The sequence below is a fragment of the Paludibaculum fermentans genome (assembly GCF_051172195.1).
GTDB lineage: Bacteria > Acidobacteriota > Terriglobia > Bryobacterales > Bryobacteraceae > Paludibaculum > Paludibaculum fermentans_A.
Map to the genome: position 1 here is coordinate 6227202 of NZ_JBPJAQ010000001.1, position 18522 is coordinate 6245723.

An 18522-nucleotide genomic window follows, 5' to 3' on the forward strand; every position below is an offset into this window, starting at 1 on the left:
CCGCCACTTCACACCGCTAGCCGCTTTGCCTTTCCCGCGCGCCCGCTGAATAATGGGAGTCGCCTCGTCTCTGGAAGGAGTACACCATGGACCGCAGGAACTTTCTCGCCTCCGCCGCCGCCACCGCAACTGCTGCCGGCTCGGAACCTGCCCTCGCCGCTCAAGGCGGTGCCCCCGTGCGCGACAAACCGCTGCGCACCGATAGCTGGGGTCCGCTCTATTACGACTCCGCCGAAAAGGCGCAGGTCGATGAGGTGGTCGACAGCGGAGTGCCCTTCCGTTTCTCGGGCCGCCGCGGCGTCGCACCCGTCAAAGTCTCGACCTACGAGAAGGAGTTCGCGGCCAAGATTGGCACGCGTTTCGCCTTGGCCGTGAGTTCCGGCACCGCGGCCCTTGAATGCGCGATCGCCGCTCTCCAGATCGGCCCCGGTGACGAGGTCATCCTGCCCGCCTGGACCTGGCATTCCGACTGCACCGCCGTCGTCCGCGCCGGAGCCTTGCCCGTCTTCGCCGAGATCGACGAAACCTTCAACCTCGATCCCGCTGATATTGAAGCCCGCATCACCCCACAGACCAAGGCCATCATCGCCGTCCACCTGCAGGGCAATCCCGCCAATCTCGACCCAATCCTCTCCATTGCCCGGAAACACAAGCTCCGCGTTATAGAGGACTGCTCCCAGGCGGTCGGCGCCTCCTACAAAGGCCGCCGTCTCGGCTCCCTGGGCGACATCGGCACCTATAGCCATCAGGAGAGCAAGACCATCACCGCCGGGGAAGGCGGCACGCTCGTCTCCTCCAATCCGGAACTGTTTGAGCGGGCTGTCCGCTTCCACGACGTCGGCAACATCTTCGCGCCTCATAAGGATCAACTGGGGGAAACGCACCTCTCTCCCTTTGTCGGCACGAACCTCCGCATGAACGAGTTCTCGGGTGGCGTCATGCTCGTGCAGTTGCGCAAGCTCGATCAGATCCTGGCCGCCGTGCGCAGTAACTCTGAGCGCGTTTACCAGGCCCTCGGCGCCATCCCAGGACTGCGCTTTCGCGGGCGGCCCGATCCGGCCGGTGACCTCTGCGCTCCGGTCTTCATCCGCTTCGATGCCAAGGCCCAGCGCGATCGATTCCTGGAACTCATGAAGGCGGAAAATGTGCCGGCCAACGGGCCCAGCGGGTCGGTGATTCTGCCTGTGCAGCCGTACATCGAGAATAAGATCACCATCCACCCGGCCTGGCCGTCGTGGCAGTCCGAACGCGGCAAGGCGATTCGCTATGGGGCCGCATCGTGTCCCCGGACCATCGACATCCTGTCGCGCTTTGCCGGGGTGCCGGTTGGCCCCAAATACACCCGCCAGGACATCGACGATATCGTGGCTGCCGTCCGCAAGGCGTACCCCGCGGCCCTGCGCGCGTAACAAGATCGCAGTACAATCAAGGACCCGCATGGCCACTCGAATTCTTGCGCTGCTCCTCATCTCCCTGGCGGCCTCCGCCCAGTTTCGCGCCGCCGCTGTCAAAATCGACATCACGCCCACCACGCCGCAGTGGCTGCTTGGCTACGGTGCCCGCCAGTCCACCGGTGTGCACGACCCGCTGTTCCATCGCATCGTGGCGCTGGACGATGGGACCACCCAGTTCTACCTCATCTCCACCGACATCGCGCTCTTCTCGCCGGCCTTCTATGAGGAGTTCTGCAAGGAACTGAAACAGCAGACAGGCATCGATCGCCTGAATGTCTGGTGGACGGTCACCCATACCCATTCAGCTCCGGAACTGGGTCCAGCCGGCCTTGCGCGGGCCTTCCTCGCCGGCCGCTACGATCACGAGCCCGATTGGGAATACGCCCGCCTAGTGAAGCAGAAATTGATCTTCGGCATCCAGGACGCCCGCACCAAACTGGAGCCGGCGCGCCTCAGCGTTGGAGCCACCACCTCCAACGCCAACATCAACCGCCGCGCCCGCGACGACAAGGGGCGCATTGCCCTCGGACTCAATCCTGACGGTCCCGTCGACCATCAGGTCGGGCTCCTCCGCCTCGATCGCGCCGACGGTTCGCCCATCGCTCTGCTGGCCAACTACGCCATGCACGGTACGGTGCTGAGCGGTAAGAACCAGCTCATCAGCGGCGACGCGCCCGGTATCGTGGCCAACTACGTTGAGCAGAAGTTCGGGGCGCCCATGCTGTTCCTGAACTCGTCCGCTGGCGACATTGCGCCCCTCTACAGCGTTTACGACGATTTCAAGAAAGTACGCATCAGCGAGTTCAATGTCCTGCTGGGCGACCGCATTCTGCAAGCCAGCCGCGATTTGCCTGCAGCTTCGACTCCGGTCCGCTTGAAGGCCGGAGAACTGGTCCTGGAAACCCCGCTGAGGCCTGGCCTGCAGTGGCCGGAGGAACTCGCGGCCTATCTCACACCACAATCCCAGGTGCGCCTGCCTGTCCGCTTCCTGAGGATCAATGCGGACACGGCCCTGTGGTCCGCCCCGCTTGAATTGTTCTGCGAAATCGCCATGGAGGTGCGCGCCAAGTCGCCCATGAAGAATACTTTCTATGTGGGTTATGCCAACGGCTGGCTCGGTTATCTACCCACAGCCAAGGCTTTTCCGGAAGGCGGCTACGAAACCACCGTTACGCCCTTCACGCCTCCGGCCGGAGCCGCTCTGGCCGAGGTAGCCCTGCAAGGGCTCAGGAAATAGCCGGCCTCTCCCCAGGACCCGCAAAACCAACTATTGTTGAGGATGTCCATCTCCGGAGCCACCGCATGTTCCACCGTCTCGCCTTGCTTGGAATCCTAGCCGTCAGCCAGTCCGTCCGCGCGCAGCAGTCTTGCGAGAAACTGGCGGAACTGAAACTGCCGCACACCGAAATCACTTCAGCTGTCGCGCTGCCCGCCGGCCCGCTGCCCGGGGCCAATCGCGGAGCGAAACCAGCCGAAGTGCCGGCTCGCTGTGTCGTAAAAGCGATTGCGCGCCCCACCTCGGATTCCGAGATCAAGCTGGAAGTATGGCTGCCGGCCAGCGGCTGGAACGGCAAATACCTGCAGTCTGGCAATGGCGGTTGGGCCGGTGCGATCCCAGTTTCTACACTTGTCAGTTTCATCCAGCGCGGATATGCCGCCGCCGGAACCGATGACGGGCATTCGAATACCGCGGAGGGCGGACCCGCCGGTTGGGCCGTCGGACACCCCGAAAAACTGATCGACTTCGGCCATCGGGCCCTCCACGAGACCGGCCTAGTCGCCAAAGCCGTCATTCGCGCTTACTACGAGAAACCGCCGTCGCGGAACTACTTCTTCGGCTGCTCCGACGGGGGCCGCGAAGCCCTGATGGAGGCACAGCGTTACCCCGAGGATTTCGACGGCATCATCGCCGGAGCCCCCGCCAACGACTGGTCCAACCACTTCGCCGGGTTCGTTTGGAATGAACAGGCGCTCACCAAGGATGCCGCGAGTGCCATCCCGGCCGAGAAACTGCCGGCCATCCAGAAAGCGGTGCTCGCCGCCTGTGATGCCAATGACGGCGTCAAGGATGGACTCATCGAGGATCCCCGGACTTGCCACTTCGACCCCGGTACCCTCGTTTGCAGGGGTGGCGATTCGGCCGAGTGCCTCACCGAACCGCAGCTCGTTGCCCTCGAGAAGATCTATTCCGGTCCGAAAAACGAACGCACCGGCCAGCAGATCTATCCCGGCTACCCGCCAGGGCATGAAGCGATCCCCGGAGCCTGGCGCCCGTGGATCATCGCCAACCCGCCGCAGCAGTCTCCTCAGAGCCAGTTCGGCAACTCATACTTCGGCCAGGCCGTTTTCGAGGATCCAGCCTGGGACTACCGCACCCTGAACTTTGACTCAGATGTCGCGTTCGCCGCGGAGAAAGCCGGTGTGGTGGTCAGTTCCAACAGCCCCGATCTGCGCAGCTTCCGGGCTCATGGAGGAAAGCTCATCCAGTACCACGGCTGGGCCGACGCGGCCATCTCGCCCTTTGGTTCCATCAACTACTACGAGAAAGTCCGCGCGTTCCTGAGCCGCTTCCCAGACCCGCGCGCCAAAGACCACGATATCGCCGGCTTCTACCGGTTGTTCCTGGTTCCGGGCATGGGCCATTGCGCGGGCGGCATCGGCCCGAACAGCTTCGGCAATGCAGGCAATCAGTTCGTGGGTGATCCTGAACGCGATCTGCTCACGGCGCTCGACCGCTGGGTGGAGCAGGGCATCGCCCCGCAGCGTTTCATTGGCACCGGCCGCGCCGCCGCCAACCCGGAAACGACACTCACCCGGCCGCTGTGCCAATACCCGCAAGTGCTGCGCTACAACGGTTCCGGCGATCCCAATGTGGCCGCCAACTTCACCTGCGTAGCGCCGCCGCAGCCGCAATAACCAAACTGGAGATTCTCCCGGCAACAGCCCCTCGGGCCGCCAGACAGACGCCATGCCCTCCAAAACAAAGAAGAAAGCCGCGCCTGCCGAGCCTCAACCGTCAGTCGATCTAAACCAGCAGGTGGAGCAGGCCTTAGCTTGGCTCGAAGAGGCCGCCACACCGCGCGATCGTGAGAATCTGGTGCGGTTCGGCATCAACGCGAAGCAGGCGTTGGGCGTCTCGATGGCCAACATCCAAGCCATCGCGAAACGCCTGGGCCGCAGCCACGAACTCGCCGCCGCACTTTGGGCGACGGGAGTCTATGAGGCGCGCATGTTGACCGCCTTTGTCGACGACCCAGCCCTGGTCACTCCGCCTCAAATGGACCGTTGGTGCCGTGATTTTGACAATTGGGGCATATGCGATACGCTCTGCTTCTGCCTATTCGACCGGACCCCGCATGCCTGGGCCAAGGTCGCGGAATGGGGCGCATGCGAGGAGGAGTTCATCAAGCGGGCCGGTTTCGCCCTCCTGGCCAGCCTGGCCGGACACGACAAGGGTTCCGGTGACCAGCCGTTCCTCTCCAGCCTGCCGCTCATCGAGAAGGCCGCCTTCGACGACCGCAACTTCGTGAAGAAGGGAGTGAGTTGGGCCCTGCGCGGACTCGGCCGCCGCGGTCCGGCAGTCTGCCAGGCGGCAATGGTCGTCGCCCGGCGCCTAGCCGATTCCACCCATCCAGGCGCGCGCTGGGTCGGCAAGGACGCGCTGAGAGACCTGACCAAACGCGCTTCCGCCACCAAACGCGGCTAAAAAGTGTAGCGCAACACGAATGATGTGTCTTCGCGGGAAGAAAAGTGGAAGAACCTGACTCTACAAAATCAGCGCTTGCATTATTGCACGCTTGATAATTTGTACCGCTTGTTAAACCTGGCCTAAGCGTGTAATTGCTGTTTTGTTCGCCTCGGGGGGAGGGCATCCGTCGGACCCTGAATTTGCGCGCAGTTCCTGAGACGGAATCCAGAACCAGAGTAATGCAGCCAAAATGGCCAGCACCGCTGACACTAACAGCGCACCTTCCCACCCGATGGAGGCGGCCAGGATTGGCGTAAGCGCAGGAGAAATCAGCCCGCCGAGATTGCTGCCCATGTTCATCACACCACCGCCGGCGCCGCTGCGCTCGCCCGCCACTGCCGTCATCGTGGCCCAAAAGGGACCCTCCACACTCAGCACCAGCGCGGTCGCCAATGCCAGGCAAACCGCGGCCAGATACGCATGCTGCGTGTGGGCTCCGATGGCAATAAACAGGCCGGATCCGGCCATCCCGCCGATCGGAATCACTCTGCGGTCGAAAGGAATCCGGTCGAATAGCCAGCCCCCCAAAGGGATCGAGATGATGGAGAGCAGCCAGGGCAGACTGCCGAACAGCGCACTGCGCAATAGGTCGAAGTGACGTACATCGACGAGGTAAAGATAGAACCAAAACACGAAGATATAGCCCACGTAACCTTGCAGGGAATAGCTGAGTGTCAACAGCAGAAAGCTGCGCGATTGCGGCCGTCCTGAGGGTGCGGCTACCGGGACCGAATGCGTCGGTGTCACCGTCTGTCGCCGCATCCAGAACCAACCCAAGCCGACCACCAATGCGGGCAGGGAAGAGATCATCAGGGCGGTTCTCCACCCTAACCTGACCATTAAGTATGAGATCAATGGCGGCGCGATGGCCGAGCCCAGACCGATGGCCGCCACCACCAAACCGTTCGCCCTGCCGCGTTTAGTGGCCGGCAACGCCCGCGAAATAGCCTGCGCCGCGGCCGGAAACGTCGGCGCCTCCGCCACGCCCAACGCGAACCTGGCACCCAAAAGGGCGGCCACGCTGGCGCCAGCACCGGCCATCCAGGCAGTCGCCGCTACCCAGGCCAGCGCAGCCCAAGCCAGCACACGCGGTGCTCCAAACCGGTCGGCGAGCATCCCGCCGGGAATCTGGCAAATCGCGTAACCAACCAGGAAGGCGCTGAATACTCGGCCCATCGCCTGTTGAGACAGGCCCAGTTCACGCATCATCATCACGCCAGCCACCGAGACATTTACCCTGCACAGGTAACTGGCTGTCGCCGTTGCGGATAGCAGCGCGACCAGGCGCCAGGGCCGGTTCATGGCCGCTCCAGGCGCTTGTGCATGATGAACTCCGACGCGCCCGCGATGACATAATCCGGCAACTCACCCACCTGTACATACCCGCGCAGCTCGTATAGCTTCTTCGCCCTGGTGTTGAACGAGGACACGCAGAGGAAGATGTGCCGGGCTGCGGGAAACCAGCGCTCGGCCGCGGCCAGCAGTGCCGATCCAACCCCCTGTCCGCGCGCCGCAGCACTCACCGCAATAGCTGCGATATATGGTGAACCAGCGACGCCGGTGGGATGCAGCAGTAGGAATCCAGCTCTCTGCTCGCCGTTGCGGGCTAGCAGGACTACGAACTCCGGTCCGCGGCACCGCACCAGGCAAGTCTCAAAATCCCGGCCGAGGGTGAGCCATGGATCATTGGTGGACATCAACTGAGCACACCACTCGAAATCGGTGTCGAGCGCAAGGTCAATGGTTGGAGCAGTCACAAGCTTGCCTAACAGTTTGCATCAATCCGATCCAACCCGCACTCGACCTCCCGCGGGAGATTGGTTCCAGTCGCCAGGCGGTCCGCCTCATGGGAGATGCCGGAGCAGAATTCGCCCAATCTTCCAGTGGCTCATACAAAATCCGGCACAGTACTGATAGTTTGCCTGTCAGGCTCAGGTTTAAATTCTCCAAAAACTGGACGAGAGCATCATGATTTTGGGCCGTTTGCTTTCATCAGATTGACCGGATCTTAGTTCCGAGTAATGTGTTACTATCTTTACCAATCTTCGGGCACGGGAAGATTATTTCCAGGATTGTTGCCCGGAAGAGTCCGAGGAGGATCCATGCTCAGATTTCGCACGTTGAGTCTCGGCCTTTTATTGCTTGCCGCCGGGTTCAATTTATGTGCCACACCACTGCTGAAAGAAGGGTTTACCGACATCACCACGCTGTCCGGCGACGGTTGGGTGATGACGAACAACAGCAGTCCGCTCGGCATTGAAGGATGGTTCCAGGGGACCCCTGGAGTATTCGGCGCGGAGAGCGGCGCCACGGATTCCTACATCGCTGCCAACTTCAACAACGCCGCCCCCGGGGGCAATGTCAGCAATTGGCTGCTCTCTCCCGTCGTAACGCTGCACGACGGCATGACGATCCTGTTCTACACCCGAACGGAGGCGCCGCAGATCTTCGCCGATAGCCTGGAAGTCCGGCTGAGCACCAACGGGGCAAGCACAGACGTTGGGGCCACCGATACCTCGGTGGGAGACTTCAGCAATCTGGTTCTGGCTGTCAACCCGTTACTGAACCCCACCACCTATCCGGGCGGCTGGCAGCAGTACACGATCTTTGTCAGCGGCCTCGGTCTGCCGACCAGCGGTCGCGTCGGCTTCCGGTACCTCGTGCCCGACACGAATACGAACGGGAACTACATCGGAATCGATAGCGTGCAGTTCCTGGCCCTCCCGGAGCCAACGAGCATGGGCCTGATGATGCTCGGTCTCGGTGCACTCGCTTTGGGCGGACTTCGTCGTGTCCGCAGATAGACATTGGAGGAGATTCATGTTGAACCATACCAAACGACTTCTTTTCGCTTCGTCCCTTCTCGCCGTGGCGGCCACTGTAGTGAACGCGGCCGATCCTGCTGACCAGAAACCCTCTGACCCGAAGCCTACCCAGGCCGCGGGCCGAACTGCCGAGTCAGTTGTAAGACCCGCGGTCGAGGGCGCCGGCGGAGTGATGATCTTCAAGGATCCTGTCACCGGCCAGATCCGGGCTCCGGAACCGGGCGAAGTGCAGGCACTCACCGCGTCGAAGCAGAAATCAGTTGCTTCCGTGGCCCCGGAGACGCCTGTGAAGTTCAAGTCTCCAACCGGCGCGGGCATCGGATTCGTGTTACCCGCCTCCTCTCGCAGTTACATGGTCGTCACGAAGACGAGTGACGGGAAGCTGAAGGAATCGTGTGTAGTTGGCGACAAGGCAGCCAATGCCGTCGTCACCGCCGGTCCGGCTCCAACCACGAAGGGGGCTCTCGATGAGAAGTAAAATCCTCGCTTCGCTGGCGCTGGCCGCCTTCGCCCCTTGTTTGCTGAATGCCGCGGCGACGATCATCATTGTGAACTACGACTATGCTGGAGAAGGCTTCAACGACCCGACGCCGGTTTTGCCGGTAGGTGGAAACGCAGGCACGACGCTAGGTCAGCAAAGGCTCATCGCTTTTCAGGCGGCAGCCAACAAGTGGGGCGCCACCTTGACCAGCAGCGTGACGATCACTGTCGGCGCATACTGGGACAGTTTGTCCTGCAATGACGGAGGGGCGGTTCTCGGTAGTGCCGGCGCCACGGAAGTGTATGCCGACTTCCCCGGTGCGATCCTGGCCGGCCATCTCTACGGCAAGGCTTTGACCAACAAGCTCTATGGGGCCGAAGCGCATCCCGGTGTACCTGACATTGCCGCTGCATTCAACATCAATCTCGGGAAGCCGGGCTGCCTGACCGGGACCTTTTTCTATCTTGGGCTAGACGGCAACCACGGTACAGACGTTGACTTGGTAACTGTTCTCCAGCACGAATTTGCACACGGCCTGGGGTTCCAGACCTTCACTAGTGGATCAACCGGTGCACAATACGCAGGCTACCCGACCGTCACCGATGCTTTCCTGATGAATTCAGCGACCAGCAAGATCTGGAACACCATGACCAATGCTGAACGCGCCGCCTCCGCCTTGACCGGCAACAAGCTGGTGTGGACTGGACCCAACGTTACGGCCGGTGTGCCCAACGTCCTCCAGATCGGCTCGCCGAGCCTCCGCGTCAACGCTCCGGCATCGGTGGCCGGGAACTACCTCGTAGGCACGGCCGCGTTTGGCCCTGCCCTCTCCGCCGCCGGCGTCACTGCTGAGATCATGCCGGTTGTGGATCAGGCGGACGGCAAAACAGGTCTTGCTTGTGCCGCTCTTTCCGCGGCGAACGCACTGGCTGTCAAGGGGAAATTCGCTCTGGTGGACAGAGGCACCTGTGGTTTCACGGCCAAAGCGGCTATCGTGCAGGCTGCTGGTGCAGTGGGTGTCATCATTGCTGACAACGCCGCCGGCACACCGCCGCCCGGACTCGGCGGCACAGATGCATCGATCACGATTCCCGCCGTGCGCATCACCCTCGCGGATGGCATCACCCTGAAAGCCGCACTGGCCAAACGCTCGCGCACCCACTCAGGCGTTTTTGCCTTTCTCGGCCTGGACCTCACCCTGCGCTCCGGTGCCGACAACCTAAACCATGCCTTGATGTATGCCCCGAACCCATTCCAGAGCGGTTCTTCGGTATCGCATTTCGACGTCAGCGCCTTCCCCAACCTGCTCATGGAGCCGGCGATCAACGGCGACCTGACCCACGAAGTCACCGTTCCCAATGATTTGACCTTCGCCTTCCTGAAGGACATCGGCTGGAACTAATCAACTCCTGACTACAAACGGCTTCGTCACAGTTCAACGGCTGAGGCGAAGCCGTTCGTGTCTCTGCTGTTCGCCATGGTTTGCCCTGACTTGCGCTCCACGCCGCGACAGTCTATAAACTAAGTCCAGTCCGGTAGTACAACCATGCATTTCAGCAGTACCGTTCGCTTCGCCTCCACCTGGATCGCGGCCGCCCTGGCGGCTACGTTATGTGCGCAGGAGCTTCCGCACTTGCGCAAACAAGGCACCGCCACACAACTCATCGTCGATGGACAGCCATTCCTGGCCGTGGCGGGCGAGTTGGGCAACAACTCCGCCAGCAGCCTGGAGTACATGCGGCCGATTTGGCCTCGCCTGGCCTCCGGCAACCTGAACACCGTATTGGCGGCCGTGTCGTGGGCCCAGGTGGAACCGCAGGAAGGCAAGTTCCAATTCGAACTGCTGGACGGCCTACTGCAAGAGGCCCGGCACAACAAGTTGAAACTCGTCCTGCTGTGGTTCGGCAGTTGGAAGAACGGCCTCTCCAGCTACGTGCCGTATTGGGTGAAACAGGATTACAAGCGCTTCCCGCGCATCCGCCTCAGCTCCGGCCGCAGCATGGAACTGCTCAGCACCTTCGGCGACGCCAGCCGCGACGCGGACGCCAAGGCATTCCGCGCCATGATGCGCCATCTCAAGTCGGTCGACTCGCGCGACCACACAGTCCTCATGATTCAGGTGGAGAACGAAGTGGGTGTCCTGCGTGATTCCCGCGATCGTTCCGAGCCGGCGAACCGCGCCTATGCCGCCTCCGTACCGCAGGAACTGATGCGGCACCTGGCTCAGCACCGCGGCACCCTGGCGCCGGAACTGCTGGACGCCTGGAAGGTGAACGGCTTCAAAGCGTCCGGCACGTGGGCCGAGGTGTTCGGGCCCGGCAAACCCGAGAGTGTCGAGATACCCATCCAGACCAGCAGCCCGCCCATGAGCGCGCAGGAGTATGAGACCACCTGGCGTAAACTCACGTGGCCTTCAGACGAGTTCTTCATGGCCTGGCAATACGCCCGCTACATCAACCGCATCATCGAGGAGGGCAAGGCCGAATACAACCTGCCGATGTTCGTGAACGCCTGGCTGCAGCAGCCCAATACGGCCTGGCCGGGTACTTATCCCAGCGGCGGGCCCCTGCCGCAGGTACACGACATCTGGCGGGCCGGTGCGCCAGCCTGCGATATGTTGACGCCCGATATTTACCTGCAGTACTTCGACGAGGTGTCGGAACGCTTCATCCGCAACGGCAACCCGTTCTTCATCCCAGAAACTTCAGTGAACCCGGCCAATGCGCTGGTAGCCTTCGGCAAGCACGGGGCGATGGGCTTCTCACCCTTCTACATCGAGAGAAGCGTGGGGCCCGACACCGAGCTCGCCGCAGCCTACAAAGTCATCACCAACATGGCTCCGGTGATTGCCGCACAGCAGGGCAAGGATTCCATGACCGCGCTCCGCATGAAGTTGGGGGATGCGCCGCAACAGTTGAGTCTCGGCGGCTACCAGATGAACGTCTCGTTCCTGGGCAGAGGCCGGATCCCGATCGCGCCTGAGGCGAAGCCGGCCGCACCTGCAGCGCAGCCGCCCGACGCAGCCCCCGTCCAGGGTGCGGCGATCCTGGCAGCCACAGGCACGAACGAGTTCTACTTCGGCGGCATCGGCGGCGCCTTCCGAATCGGGTTGACCCCTAAGTCGGCTGGACCCGCCATCGTCGGCATCGGCGATGTGCAGGAGGGGCGGTTCGAGCAAGGCAAATGGATCGTTATCCGCCAGCTGGGCGGCGACGACACCGGCCAGGGTGAGATCCTCACTTTGCGCCCGAATACCGTCATGCGTGTGACGGTCTACCGGTACGAGTAGAATCCGCGCCGTGCGCGATGATCAGAGGGAATCGGAGGTGAAACGCAGATGAGATGGACATTGATGTCGATAGTGGCCGGCATGTCGCTCTGGACCGCGGGTCAGGCACAAGCGCAGGGACCCGCGGAATGCGCGAAACTGGCCAACCTCCAGATTCCCAATCTGGCGATGGTGATCAACAAAGCGGAATGGTTTCCGGCCTCGGCGCCTGGCGCCACGCCGGCCGGGCCCCGCTACACCGGGCCGCTGCCTGCCTTCTGCCGGCTGGACGCGGTGATCGACAAACGTACTGGAGAAGGGGGCAAGTCCTATGGCATCGGCTTCGCCCTCACCTTGCCTGCTGAATGGAATCACCGCTTCCTCATGCAGGGCGGTGGCGGGCTGAATGGCTCGGTCCAATTCCCCCTGGGCGCGCAGGCCGCCGGAACGATTCCGGCGCTGGTTCGCGGCTTCGCCGTCGTCAACACGGATTCGGGACACACCGGCGCCGGCGCCTTCGATGCCTCGTTCCTGCAGGACCAGCAGGCCAGCCTCGATTTTGCCTACATCGCGGTTGGCCGTGTGGCCGAAGTGGCGAAGCTGATCATCGCCCGGTACTACGGCCAGCCTGCCGGGTATTCCTATTTCTCGGGCTGCTCCACGGGCGGCCGCGAAGCCATGCTGATGACCCAGCGGTACCCGCGCTATTTCGACGGCGTGGTTTCCGGCGCCCCGGCCATGCGCACGGGCTTCTCCAATCTGGCCGATCGCTGGGTTGCCATCAGCTTTAACCAGATTGCACCCAAAGACGCACAAGGCAAACCGATTCCAGGGGGAGCCTTCTCCGAGAGCGACCGCCAGTTGGTGGTCAAGTCCCTGCTGAAGCAGTGCGACCTGAAAGATGGCGTCGAAGACGGTATGGTCTTCAACATCAGCGGCTGCGGCTTCGACCCCTCTTCCCTCGTCTGCAGCGGCGCCAAGAGCGATTCCTGCCTCACGGCTCAGCAGGCCGGCGCCCTCAAACGCGCTTTCGGCGGTCCCAGGGATTCTCGCGGAATCCAGGTGTATCCGGGCTTTCTGTTCGACACGGGGATTACGGCCAAGCGGGGCATCCCCGGTTTGCTCAATCCCGGACCTAGCCCAGTCGGCCCGCCCAGCACCGGTACTGAGCAAGATGTCGACAAGGAAGTGATGCTGGTCGCCAATCCTCTGGTGGACACTACTGCCACCAACCTGACGACCTTCTCCGGCCATGGCGGCAAACTGCTCTTCTACCACGGTGTCAGCGATCCCTGGTTCTCGGCGCTGGATACGCTGGAGTATTACCAGAAGATGAGCGCCGCCAATGGCGGCCCGGCCAAGGTCGCGGACTGGAGCCGGATCTACCTGGTTCCGGGCATGGGGCATTGTGGAGGCGGCGAAGCGGCGCTGGATACTTTCGATATGCTCAGCGCCGTGGTGGACTGGGTGGAGAAGGGCAAAGCGCCCGACGCCGTGACGGCTACCGGCAAGGCCTTTCCGGGGCGCAGCCGGCCGCTGTGCGCCTATCCGAAATCCGCACACTACACGGGGCAGGGCGACCCCGAGGACGCCCGCAACTTCGTCTGCCGCGAATAGAATCATCGATAGCGACACCCTGGCCGACGGGCCGCCATAGGAGAATCTCAGTCATGCCGGATGAAAAGAAAGCAGCGGACACTGCCTCATTGCCCAGCAGGGCCTCACGCCGCACCTTGTTGTGCGGACTGGGTGGTGCCGTCGCCGCGCCCTGGTTGGCTGCCGGGCAGGAGGCCCCGCAGACCTACACCAATCCCCTATCCATCGCCGTCGCCGACCCGTTCGTCCTGCGTGAGCCCAACGGGCAGTACTTCGTCTATGGCACGGGCGGCGGCCGCGGCGCCACCGCCTATCCCGCTTTCAGCTCCACTGACGTGGTCCATTGGAAACCCATCGGAGAGGTCTATTCGCGGGACCCGGCCACCGCCTGGTGCACGGACACCTTCTGGGCGCCCGCCGTCTATCACGTGAAGGATCGCTACTATCTGTTCTATAGCGCCCAATGGCGCGACAACCCAAACAAGGAGAAAGAGAACTACCGCATCGGTGCGGCCGTGTCGGACAAGCCTGAAGGGCCATTCCGCGACATCCGTAACGCTCCGCTATTCGATCCTGGTTACCCGGCCATCGACGCCGAACTGCTCTTCGATTCCGATGGACGCATCTATCTCTTCTACTCGCGCTGCTGCTACAAACATCCAGTGGAGAGTGAGCTTGCTGACTGGGCGCGCAAAGAGAAGCTCTACAGCGAGATCGAGGAGAGCTGGATCTACGGCGTGGAAGTGAAGCCGGATTTCACCGGCACCCTCGGACAGCCGGCTATGGTCCTGCGTCCCCCCGTCAGCCTCTCCGACAAGAACGCCGCGTGGGAGAACCTCTCCGTGACGACGAAGGAGGTCAACCGGCGCTGGACGGAAGGCCCCTGCGTCTTCAAGCACGGCGGCACTTACTATCTGATGTATTCCGCCAATCACTATCTGGGCGAGAACTACGCGCTGGGCTATGCCACGGCGAAGCACCCCCTGGGTCCGTACACCAAGGCTGCCAACAATCCCGTGCTGAAGAAGAACAACGACCGCGGAGGCACCGTCACCGGCCCGGCGCACAACTGTGTCACCTACTCGCCCGACGGCTCGGAGATGCTCTGTCTCTATGCAGGGAGAACCGCGGCCACCGGCCAACGGCGCGTCCTGTTCCTCGATCGCATGGAGATCGGCAAGGATGGCACACTGGTCGTCCACGGGCCGGTCACTTCGCCGCAGCCGTTGCCTTCCAGTAGCAAGGGCAAGCGCAAGGGATAGATCAGCGCGGGCGAATGACGCCGGCCTCGGCCAGGGCCTGCACCCAGATCGCGTAGCCTTCCTCGGTGGGATGCGTGCCGTCGTTCATCAAGCGCTTCGGCAGCGTTCCGTCGGGCTGCAGGAACCGCGCGCCGATGTCCAGGAATGTCGTATCCGGTTTGCCCGCCAGGGCTGCGGCCAGCAGTTGGTTCACCCGCGCAATCGGTGCACGCAGCCGGGCCGAAGGGGAGAAGCCGCGTGGGAAAATACCCATCACCACGAGGCGGCTTCCCGGAGACGATGCGCGCACCTTCTCGTGAATCGCCAGGATCCCCTGCACTACCTCCTCCGGAGTGTTAGCCCGCGCATTCACAGTGCCCGTGAGGTTATTGGTGCCGATGTTCAGGATCACCGTCTTGGGGTGCAGGCCGTCGAACTCCCCGTGCTGCAGCCGCCACAGTACATTCTGCGTGCGGTCCCAGCCGAAGCCCAGGTTCAACACGGGCGTGCCGCCAAAGGCCGCTGCCCAGGCGTTGGGACCGTTCACATGGTTGGCCTTTGGGAGACCGCCCCAAAAGTGCGTGATCGAATCGCCCACCAGTACAATCTCCGGTTCGATCTGCGACTTGGCCGCCAGAACATCGCGGTGGCGCTGATCCCAATCGTAGGAATCCCGTTCCAGCCTCGGCACCGGAATGAGTGCCGTATTTACGGCGCTCAGGCCAGCCAGGTATTGTCTCGGCCCGTCCTCCATCAACCGCGTCAACGTCGGCTCAATCGCCTCGGCCATCAGGCGCTGCCCGGTGGTGTCGGGATGCAGGGGCTTGCGCGGGGTTTTCAGGCGAGGATCGTAGAAGATCGCCGTATTCAGCCGGTTGTCCTGGAAGAAGGCCGGGCTGATATCGAGGTAAGCCACCATTTCCTCTGACTCGTAACGCCTGGCCAGGCGGCGGTTCACCTCTGCATCCACCCCGCTCTTCTCCGGAGAGACCTCGCTGGGCAGCAGGCCCAGCAGCAGGATGGCACTCTGCGGCAGCTTCTCGCGAAGTTTCGCCACCACCGACTCGATGCCTCGCGACGTCTCTTCAGCCGATTGACCGCGGGCCGTGTTATTGGTCCCGATCAGCAGCACGACCGCGCGCGGCCTCAGCCCATCCACTTCACCGTGCTCCAGCCGCCACAGAACATGCGCCGTGGTATCGCCGCTGAAGCCCAGGTTCAATGCCTTGCGGCTGCTATAAAAATGCCGCCAGGTGGGCTGAAAGTCTTCATCCGGGGGATCGGCCTTCTCGTAGTTCTGCGTAATGGAATCACCCAGCAGAATCAGCTCAGTGTCCTTCTCCGACTGCACCTTCTCCAGCACTGCCGCGTGCCGCTTGGCCCACCACGGTTCGTTCAGTCGATCAGTGGGCAGCGTGGCCGGGGTCTGGGCCGTTCCGGCGATCGCACAGAACGCCAGCAGGAGGCCTACCTTCAGGGATGGTCGAGAGCGCAGCTTCATCGCCCCTCATTGTATCCAGGCGAACCCGCCGGCCCAGGCCCTTGTGAATTCGTATCCGCGGGCATAGACTAGGCGCGATGTCGAACGGAAGTACTCGTCGGGAATTGCTGACCACGTCAGGCGCCGCCGCGTTGTTCAGCGCTTTGCCAGCCACGGCACAGACTTTAGCAGGCGGAGCCGGAACCATCAGCGTTCGCCGTACCGCCGGGACGGAGATGTTTGCGGATCAGCCCGCCCTGCAATGGCGGCCTGCTGGCGCCCCGCTGGACGACGCCATCACGCTCGATCCTTCCCGCACGTATCAGGAGATGCTCGGCTTTGGCGGCGCGCTGACGGATGCCTCGGCCTACATGATCAACCAGCTCGATGCGGGCGCGAGGGAGAAGCTGATGCACGAGCTGTATCATCCCTCCGAACTCGGCATGGGCGTCACGCGGATCTGCATCGGCTCCAGCGATTTTGCGACCAGGATGTACAGCTATGACGAGGGGGAACCCGATCCCGAGTTGAAGCGGTTCTCCATCGATCAGGACAAACAGTACATCCTGCCCCAACTCCGGTTGGCCCGCAAGCTCAATCCTGACCTCTTCCTGCTCGCCAGCCCATGGAGCCCGCCCGGCTGGATGAAGGCCAGCGGCACAATGCTGGGCGGTTCCTTGAAGCCTAAGAATTTCGGAGTTTACGGCCGCTATCTTGTGAAATTCCTCAAGGCCTACGAGGCCGAGGGCGTTCCCGTCGACGCGATCACGTCGCAGAACGAAGTGGATACGGACCAGGATGCCCGCATGCCCGCCTGTGTGTGGGCCCAGGAACATGAGATCGTCTTCGTCAGCCAGCAGTTGGGGCCGGCGCTCGCCGCAAACAACCTCAAGACGAAGATCTGGATGCTCGACCACAACTGGAATCTCTGGGGCCGGGTCATCAATTCGCTGGAAGAACCCGCGTTCAACAAATATATCGACGGCGTCGCCTGGCATCCGTATCTCGGCACCATTGATGCCATGAGCCGCGTCCATGACGCCTTCCCCGACAAACACGCCTATTGGACCGAGGGCAGCTTCAACAGTGTAGGAGCCTTTTCCGCCGGCGGCCTGGCCGGAGGCGCTCCTCTCGCCTCCACCGATGCCCCCAAGCGCGAAGTCTTGCCGCCAAACGTCCGCATCGCCCGGGGTGGAGCGCTCGCCGCGGCGGCCGTCCGCAACTGGACCCGCTGCTTCATGCTATGGAACCTCGTCCTCGACGAGAATGGCAACCCCAACATCGGGCCGTTCGTGCATGCCCGAGGCACGCTTACCATTGATTCCAAGACTAGGGAAATCTCCCGCAGCACCGACTACTGGGTGCTGAAGCATTACACGCACGCGGCCCGCCGCGGATCGAAGAGGTTCTCGTCACAAGGCGGTGGCGATGCCGTGGCGCATGCCGCATTCACCCAACGCGATGGGACGAAGGTGCTCGTGCTGAGCAATGTGTCCGCGGTCGACAAACCGGTCCAGATCAGGCTGGGCGGGGTCATGACACAGTTGACCGTACCTGCTCATTCGATTACGAATTTGAGCTGGGTGTAGGGCCTCCTGCTAACGACGCCCCCGCGTCCACGGGGTAAGCTCGAATAGTGAGGACTTGGAAGCTTCTGATTGAGTACGACGGCACCCGCTATAGCGGTTGGGCCGAACAGACGAATGCGCCGAAGACTGTGATGGGCGAACTCCGCAAGGCCGCCGAGGAGCTTTTCGCCGGTCCTGTAGAGCTGATGGGCGCCGGCCGCACCGATGCCGGGGTCCATGCCGCGGAACAAGTGGCGCACCTGCGCGCGAATCCGCGGCGTCCGGTCTCACCCGAATTGCTCGCCCGGTTGATGAACGAAGCCCTGCCCGCCGATATCGCGATCATTTCCGCCAGGGAAGTCCCGGCTAAGTTTCATGCGCGGCACGATGCGTCGTCGCGCAGCTATGTCTACCAGATCTCCCGCCGAAAAACGGCGTTCTCCAAGAAGTTCGTGTGGTGGATCAAAGAGCCGCTGGATGTCGAGAAAATGAAGGCTGCGGCGGAGTTCATCCCTGGCCGCCATGACTTCGTGCGATTCCGCGCGAAGGATCCCTCCAAGCCCGGAGAGTCGAGCATCGTCGTGGTGGAGTCGGCCACGGTGGAAGAACAGGACGACCTGATTTTGTTTCACATCGAGGCTTCGCACTTCCTGTGGCGGATGGTGAGAAGGCTTGCAGGAACCCTGGTAAAAGTAGGCAAAGGCGAGTTGACGGTGGAGCAGTTTCAGGATCTGATTGAGGCCCGCGGCCCGCAGTTGGACGTGGCGTCGTGGACGGCTCCGGCTTCGGGACTTTTCCTGGAGAAGATTCGCTACCCGCAGGTGTGATATTTTCGGATGCGGTAGTCCCCGGAGTCTAATT

15 protein-coding genes are annotated in these 18522 nt (G+C 62.4%); 12 read left to right on the forward strand and 3 right to left on the reverse strand.

Annotation, left to right across the window (positions count from 1 at the left end; translation table 11 throughout):
- The first annotated feature begins 86 nt into the window (after positions 1–86).
- The 4 genes from ACR9Y2_RS25040 (at position 87) to ACR9Y2_RS25055 (ending at position 5160) form a co-directional block, all read left to right on the forward strand.
- Positions 87–1409: a DegT/DnrJ/EryC1/StrS family aminotransferase gene (locus tag ACR9Y2_RS25040; RefSeq protein WP_435044432.1), complete on the forward strand. Its 1323-nt coding sequence runs from the start codon at positions 87–89 to the stop codon at positions 1407–1409.
- Between the two features lie 28 nt (positions 1410–1437).
- Positions 1438–2691: a neutral/alkaline non-lysosomal ceramidase N-terminal domain-containing protein gene (locus ACR9Y2_RS25045; RefSeq protein WP_435044433.1), complete on the forward strand. Its 1254-nt coding sequence runs from the start codon at positions 1438–1440 to the stop codon at positions 2689–2691.
- A gap of 65 nt (positions 2692–2756) precedes the next feature.
- Positions 2757–4370: a tannase/feruloyl esterase family alpha/beta hydrolase gene (locus tag ACR9Y2_RS25050; protein ID WP_435044434.1), complete on the forward strand. Its 1614-nt coding sequence runs from the start codon at positions 2757–2759 to the stop codon at positions 4368–4370.
- 52 nt (positions 4371–4422) lie between these two features.
- Positions 4423–5160, forward strand: coding sequence for a DNA alkylation repair protein (locus ACR9Y2_RS25055; RefSeq protein WP_435044435.1), 738 nt, complete (start codon positions 4423–4425; stop codon positions 5158–5160).
- Positions 5161–5271: 111 nt separating this feature from the next.
- Here the strand turns inward: ACR9Y2_RS25055 and ACR9Y2_RS25060 are convergent, their stop codons facing one another.
- A complete protein-coding gene (locus ACR9Y2_RS25060) occupies positions 5272–6504 on the reverse strand; it encodes an MFS transporter (RefSeq protein ID WP_435044436.1) in 1233 nt (410 codons plus the stop codon).
- Entirely contained in the window at positions 6501–6959 is a 459-nt protein-coding gene (locus tag ACR9Y2_RS25065; RefSeq protein ID WP_435044437.1) for a GNAT family N-acetyltransferase, read from the reverse strand. The genes ACR9Y2_RS25060 and ACR9Y2_RS25065 overlap by 4 nt, the downstream gene beginning before the upstream one ends.
- A 345-nt stretch (positions 6960–7304) precedes the next feature.
- Between ACR9Y2_RS25065 and ACR9Y2_RS25070 the strand changes: the two genes are divergently transcribed.
- From ACR9Y2_RS25070 to ACR9Y2_RS25095, 6 genes are all read left to right on the forward strand, one after another.
- Complete coding sequence (locus ACR9Y2_RS25070; protein WP_435044438.1) at positions 7305–8006, forward strand: choice-of-anchor J domain-containing protein; 702 nt, start codon at positions 7305–7307, stop codon at positions 8004–8006.
- Positions 8007–8022: 16 nt separating this feature from the next.
- Positions 8023–8505, forward strand: coding sequence for a post-PEP-CTERM-1 domain-containing protein (locus tag ACR9Y2_RS25075; protein WP_435044439.1), 483 nt, complete (start codon positions 8023–8025; stop codon positions 8503–8505).
- Positions 8447–9910: a PA domain-containing protein gene (locus tag ACR9Y2_RS25080; RefSeq protein ID WP_435044440.1), complete on the forward strand. Its 1464-nt coding sequence runs from the start codon at positions 8447–8449 to the stop codon at positions 9908–9910. Before ACR9Y2_RS25075 ends, ACR9Y2_RS25080 begins: the two co-directional genes overlap by 59 nt.
- 144 nt (positions 9911–10054) lie before the next feature.
- Positions 10055–11797: a DUF5597 domain-containing protein gene (locus ACR9Y2_RS25085; RefSeq protein ID WP_435044441.1), complete on the forward strand. Its 1743-nt coding sequence runs from the start codon at positions 10055–10057 to the stop codon at positions 11795–11797.
- A gap of 48 nt (positions 11798–11845) precedes the next feature.
- Positions 11846–13393: a tannase/feruloyl esterase family alpha/beta hydrolase gene (locus tag ACR9Y2_RS25090; RefSeq protein ID WP_435044442.1), complete on the forward strand. Its 1548-nt coding sequence runs from the start codon at positions 11846–11848 to the stop codon at positions 13391–13393.
- Positions 13394–13446: 53 nt separating this feature from the next.
- Positions 13447–14634: a glycoside hydrolase family 43 protein gene (locus ACR9Y2_RS25095; RefSeq protein WP_435044443.1), complete on the forward strand. Its 1188-nt coding sequence runs from the start codon at positions 13447–13449 to the stop codon at positions 14632–14634.
- Position 14635: 1 nt separating this feature from the next.
- Here the strand turns inward: ACR9Y2_RS25095 and ACR9Y2_RS25100 are convergent, their stop codons facing one another.
- Positions 14636–16114, reverse strand: coding sequence for a GDSL-type esterase/lipase family protein (locus tag ACR9Y2_RS25100; protein ID WP_435044444.1), 1479 nt, complete (start codon positions 16112–16114; stop codon positions 14636–14638).
- Positions 16115–16218: 104 nt separating this feature from the next.
- On the opposite strand from ACR9Y2_RS25100, the gene ACR9Y2_RS25105 reads away from it, so the two are divergent.
- Both ACR9Y2_RS25105 and truA read left to right on the forward strand, forming a co-directional pair.
- A complete protein-coding gene (locus tag ACR9Y2_RS25105; RefSeq protein ID WP_435044445.1) occupies positions 16219–17682 on the forward strand; it encodes a glycoside hydrolase family 30 protein in 1464 nt (487 codons plus the stop codon).
- 47 nt (positions 17683–17729) lie between these two features.
- Entirely contained in the window at positions 17730–18488 is a 759-nt protein-coding gene (gene truA / locus ACR9Y2_RS25110; protein WP_435044446.1) for a tRNA pseudouridine(38-40) synthase TruA, read from the forward strand.
- Positions 18489–18522: the final 34 nt, after the last annotated feature.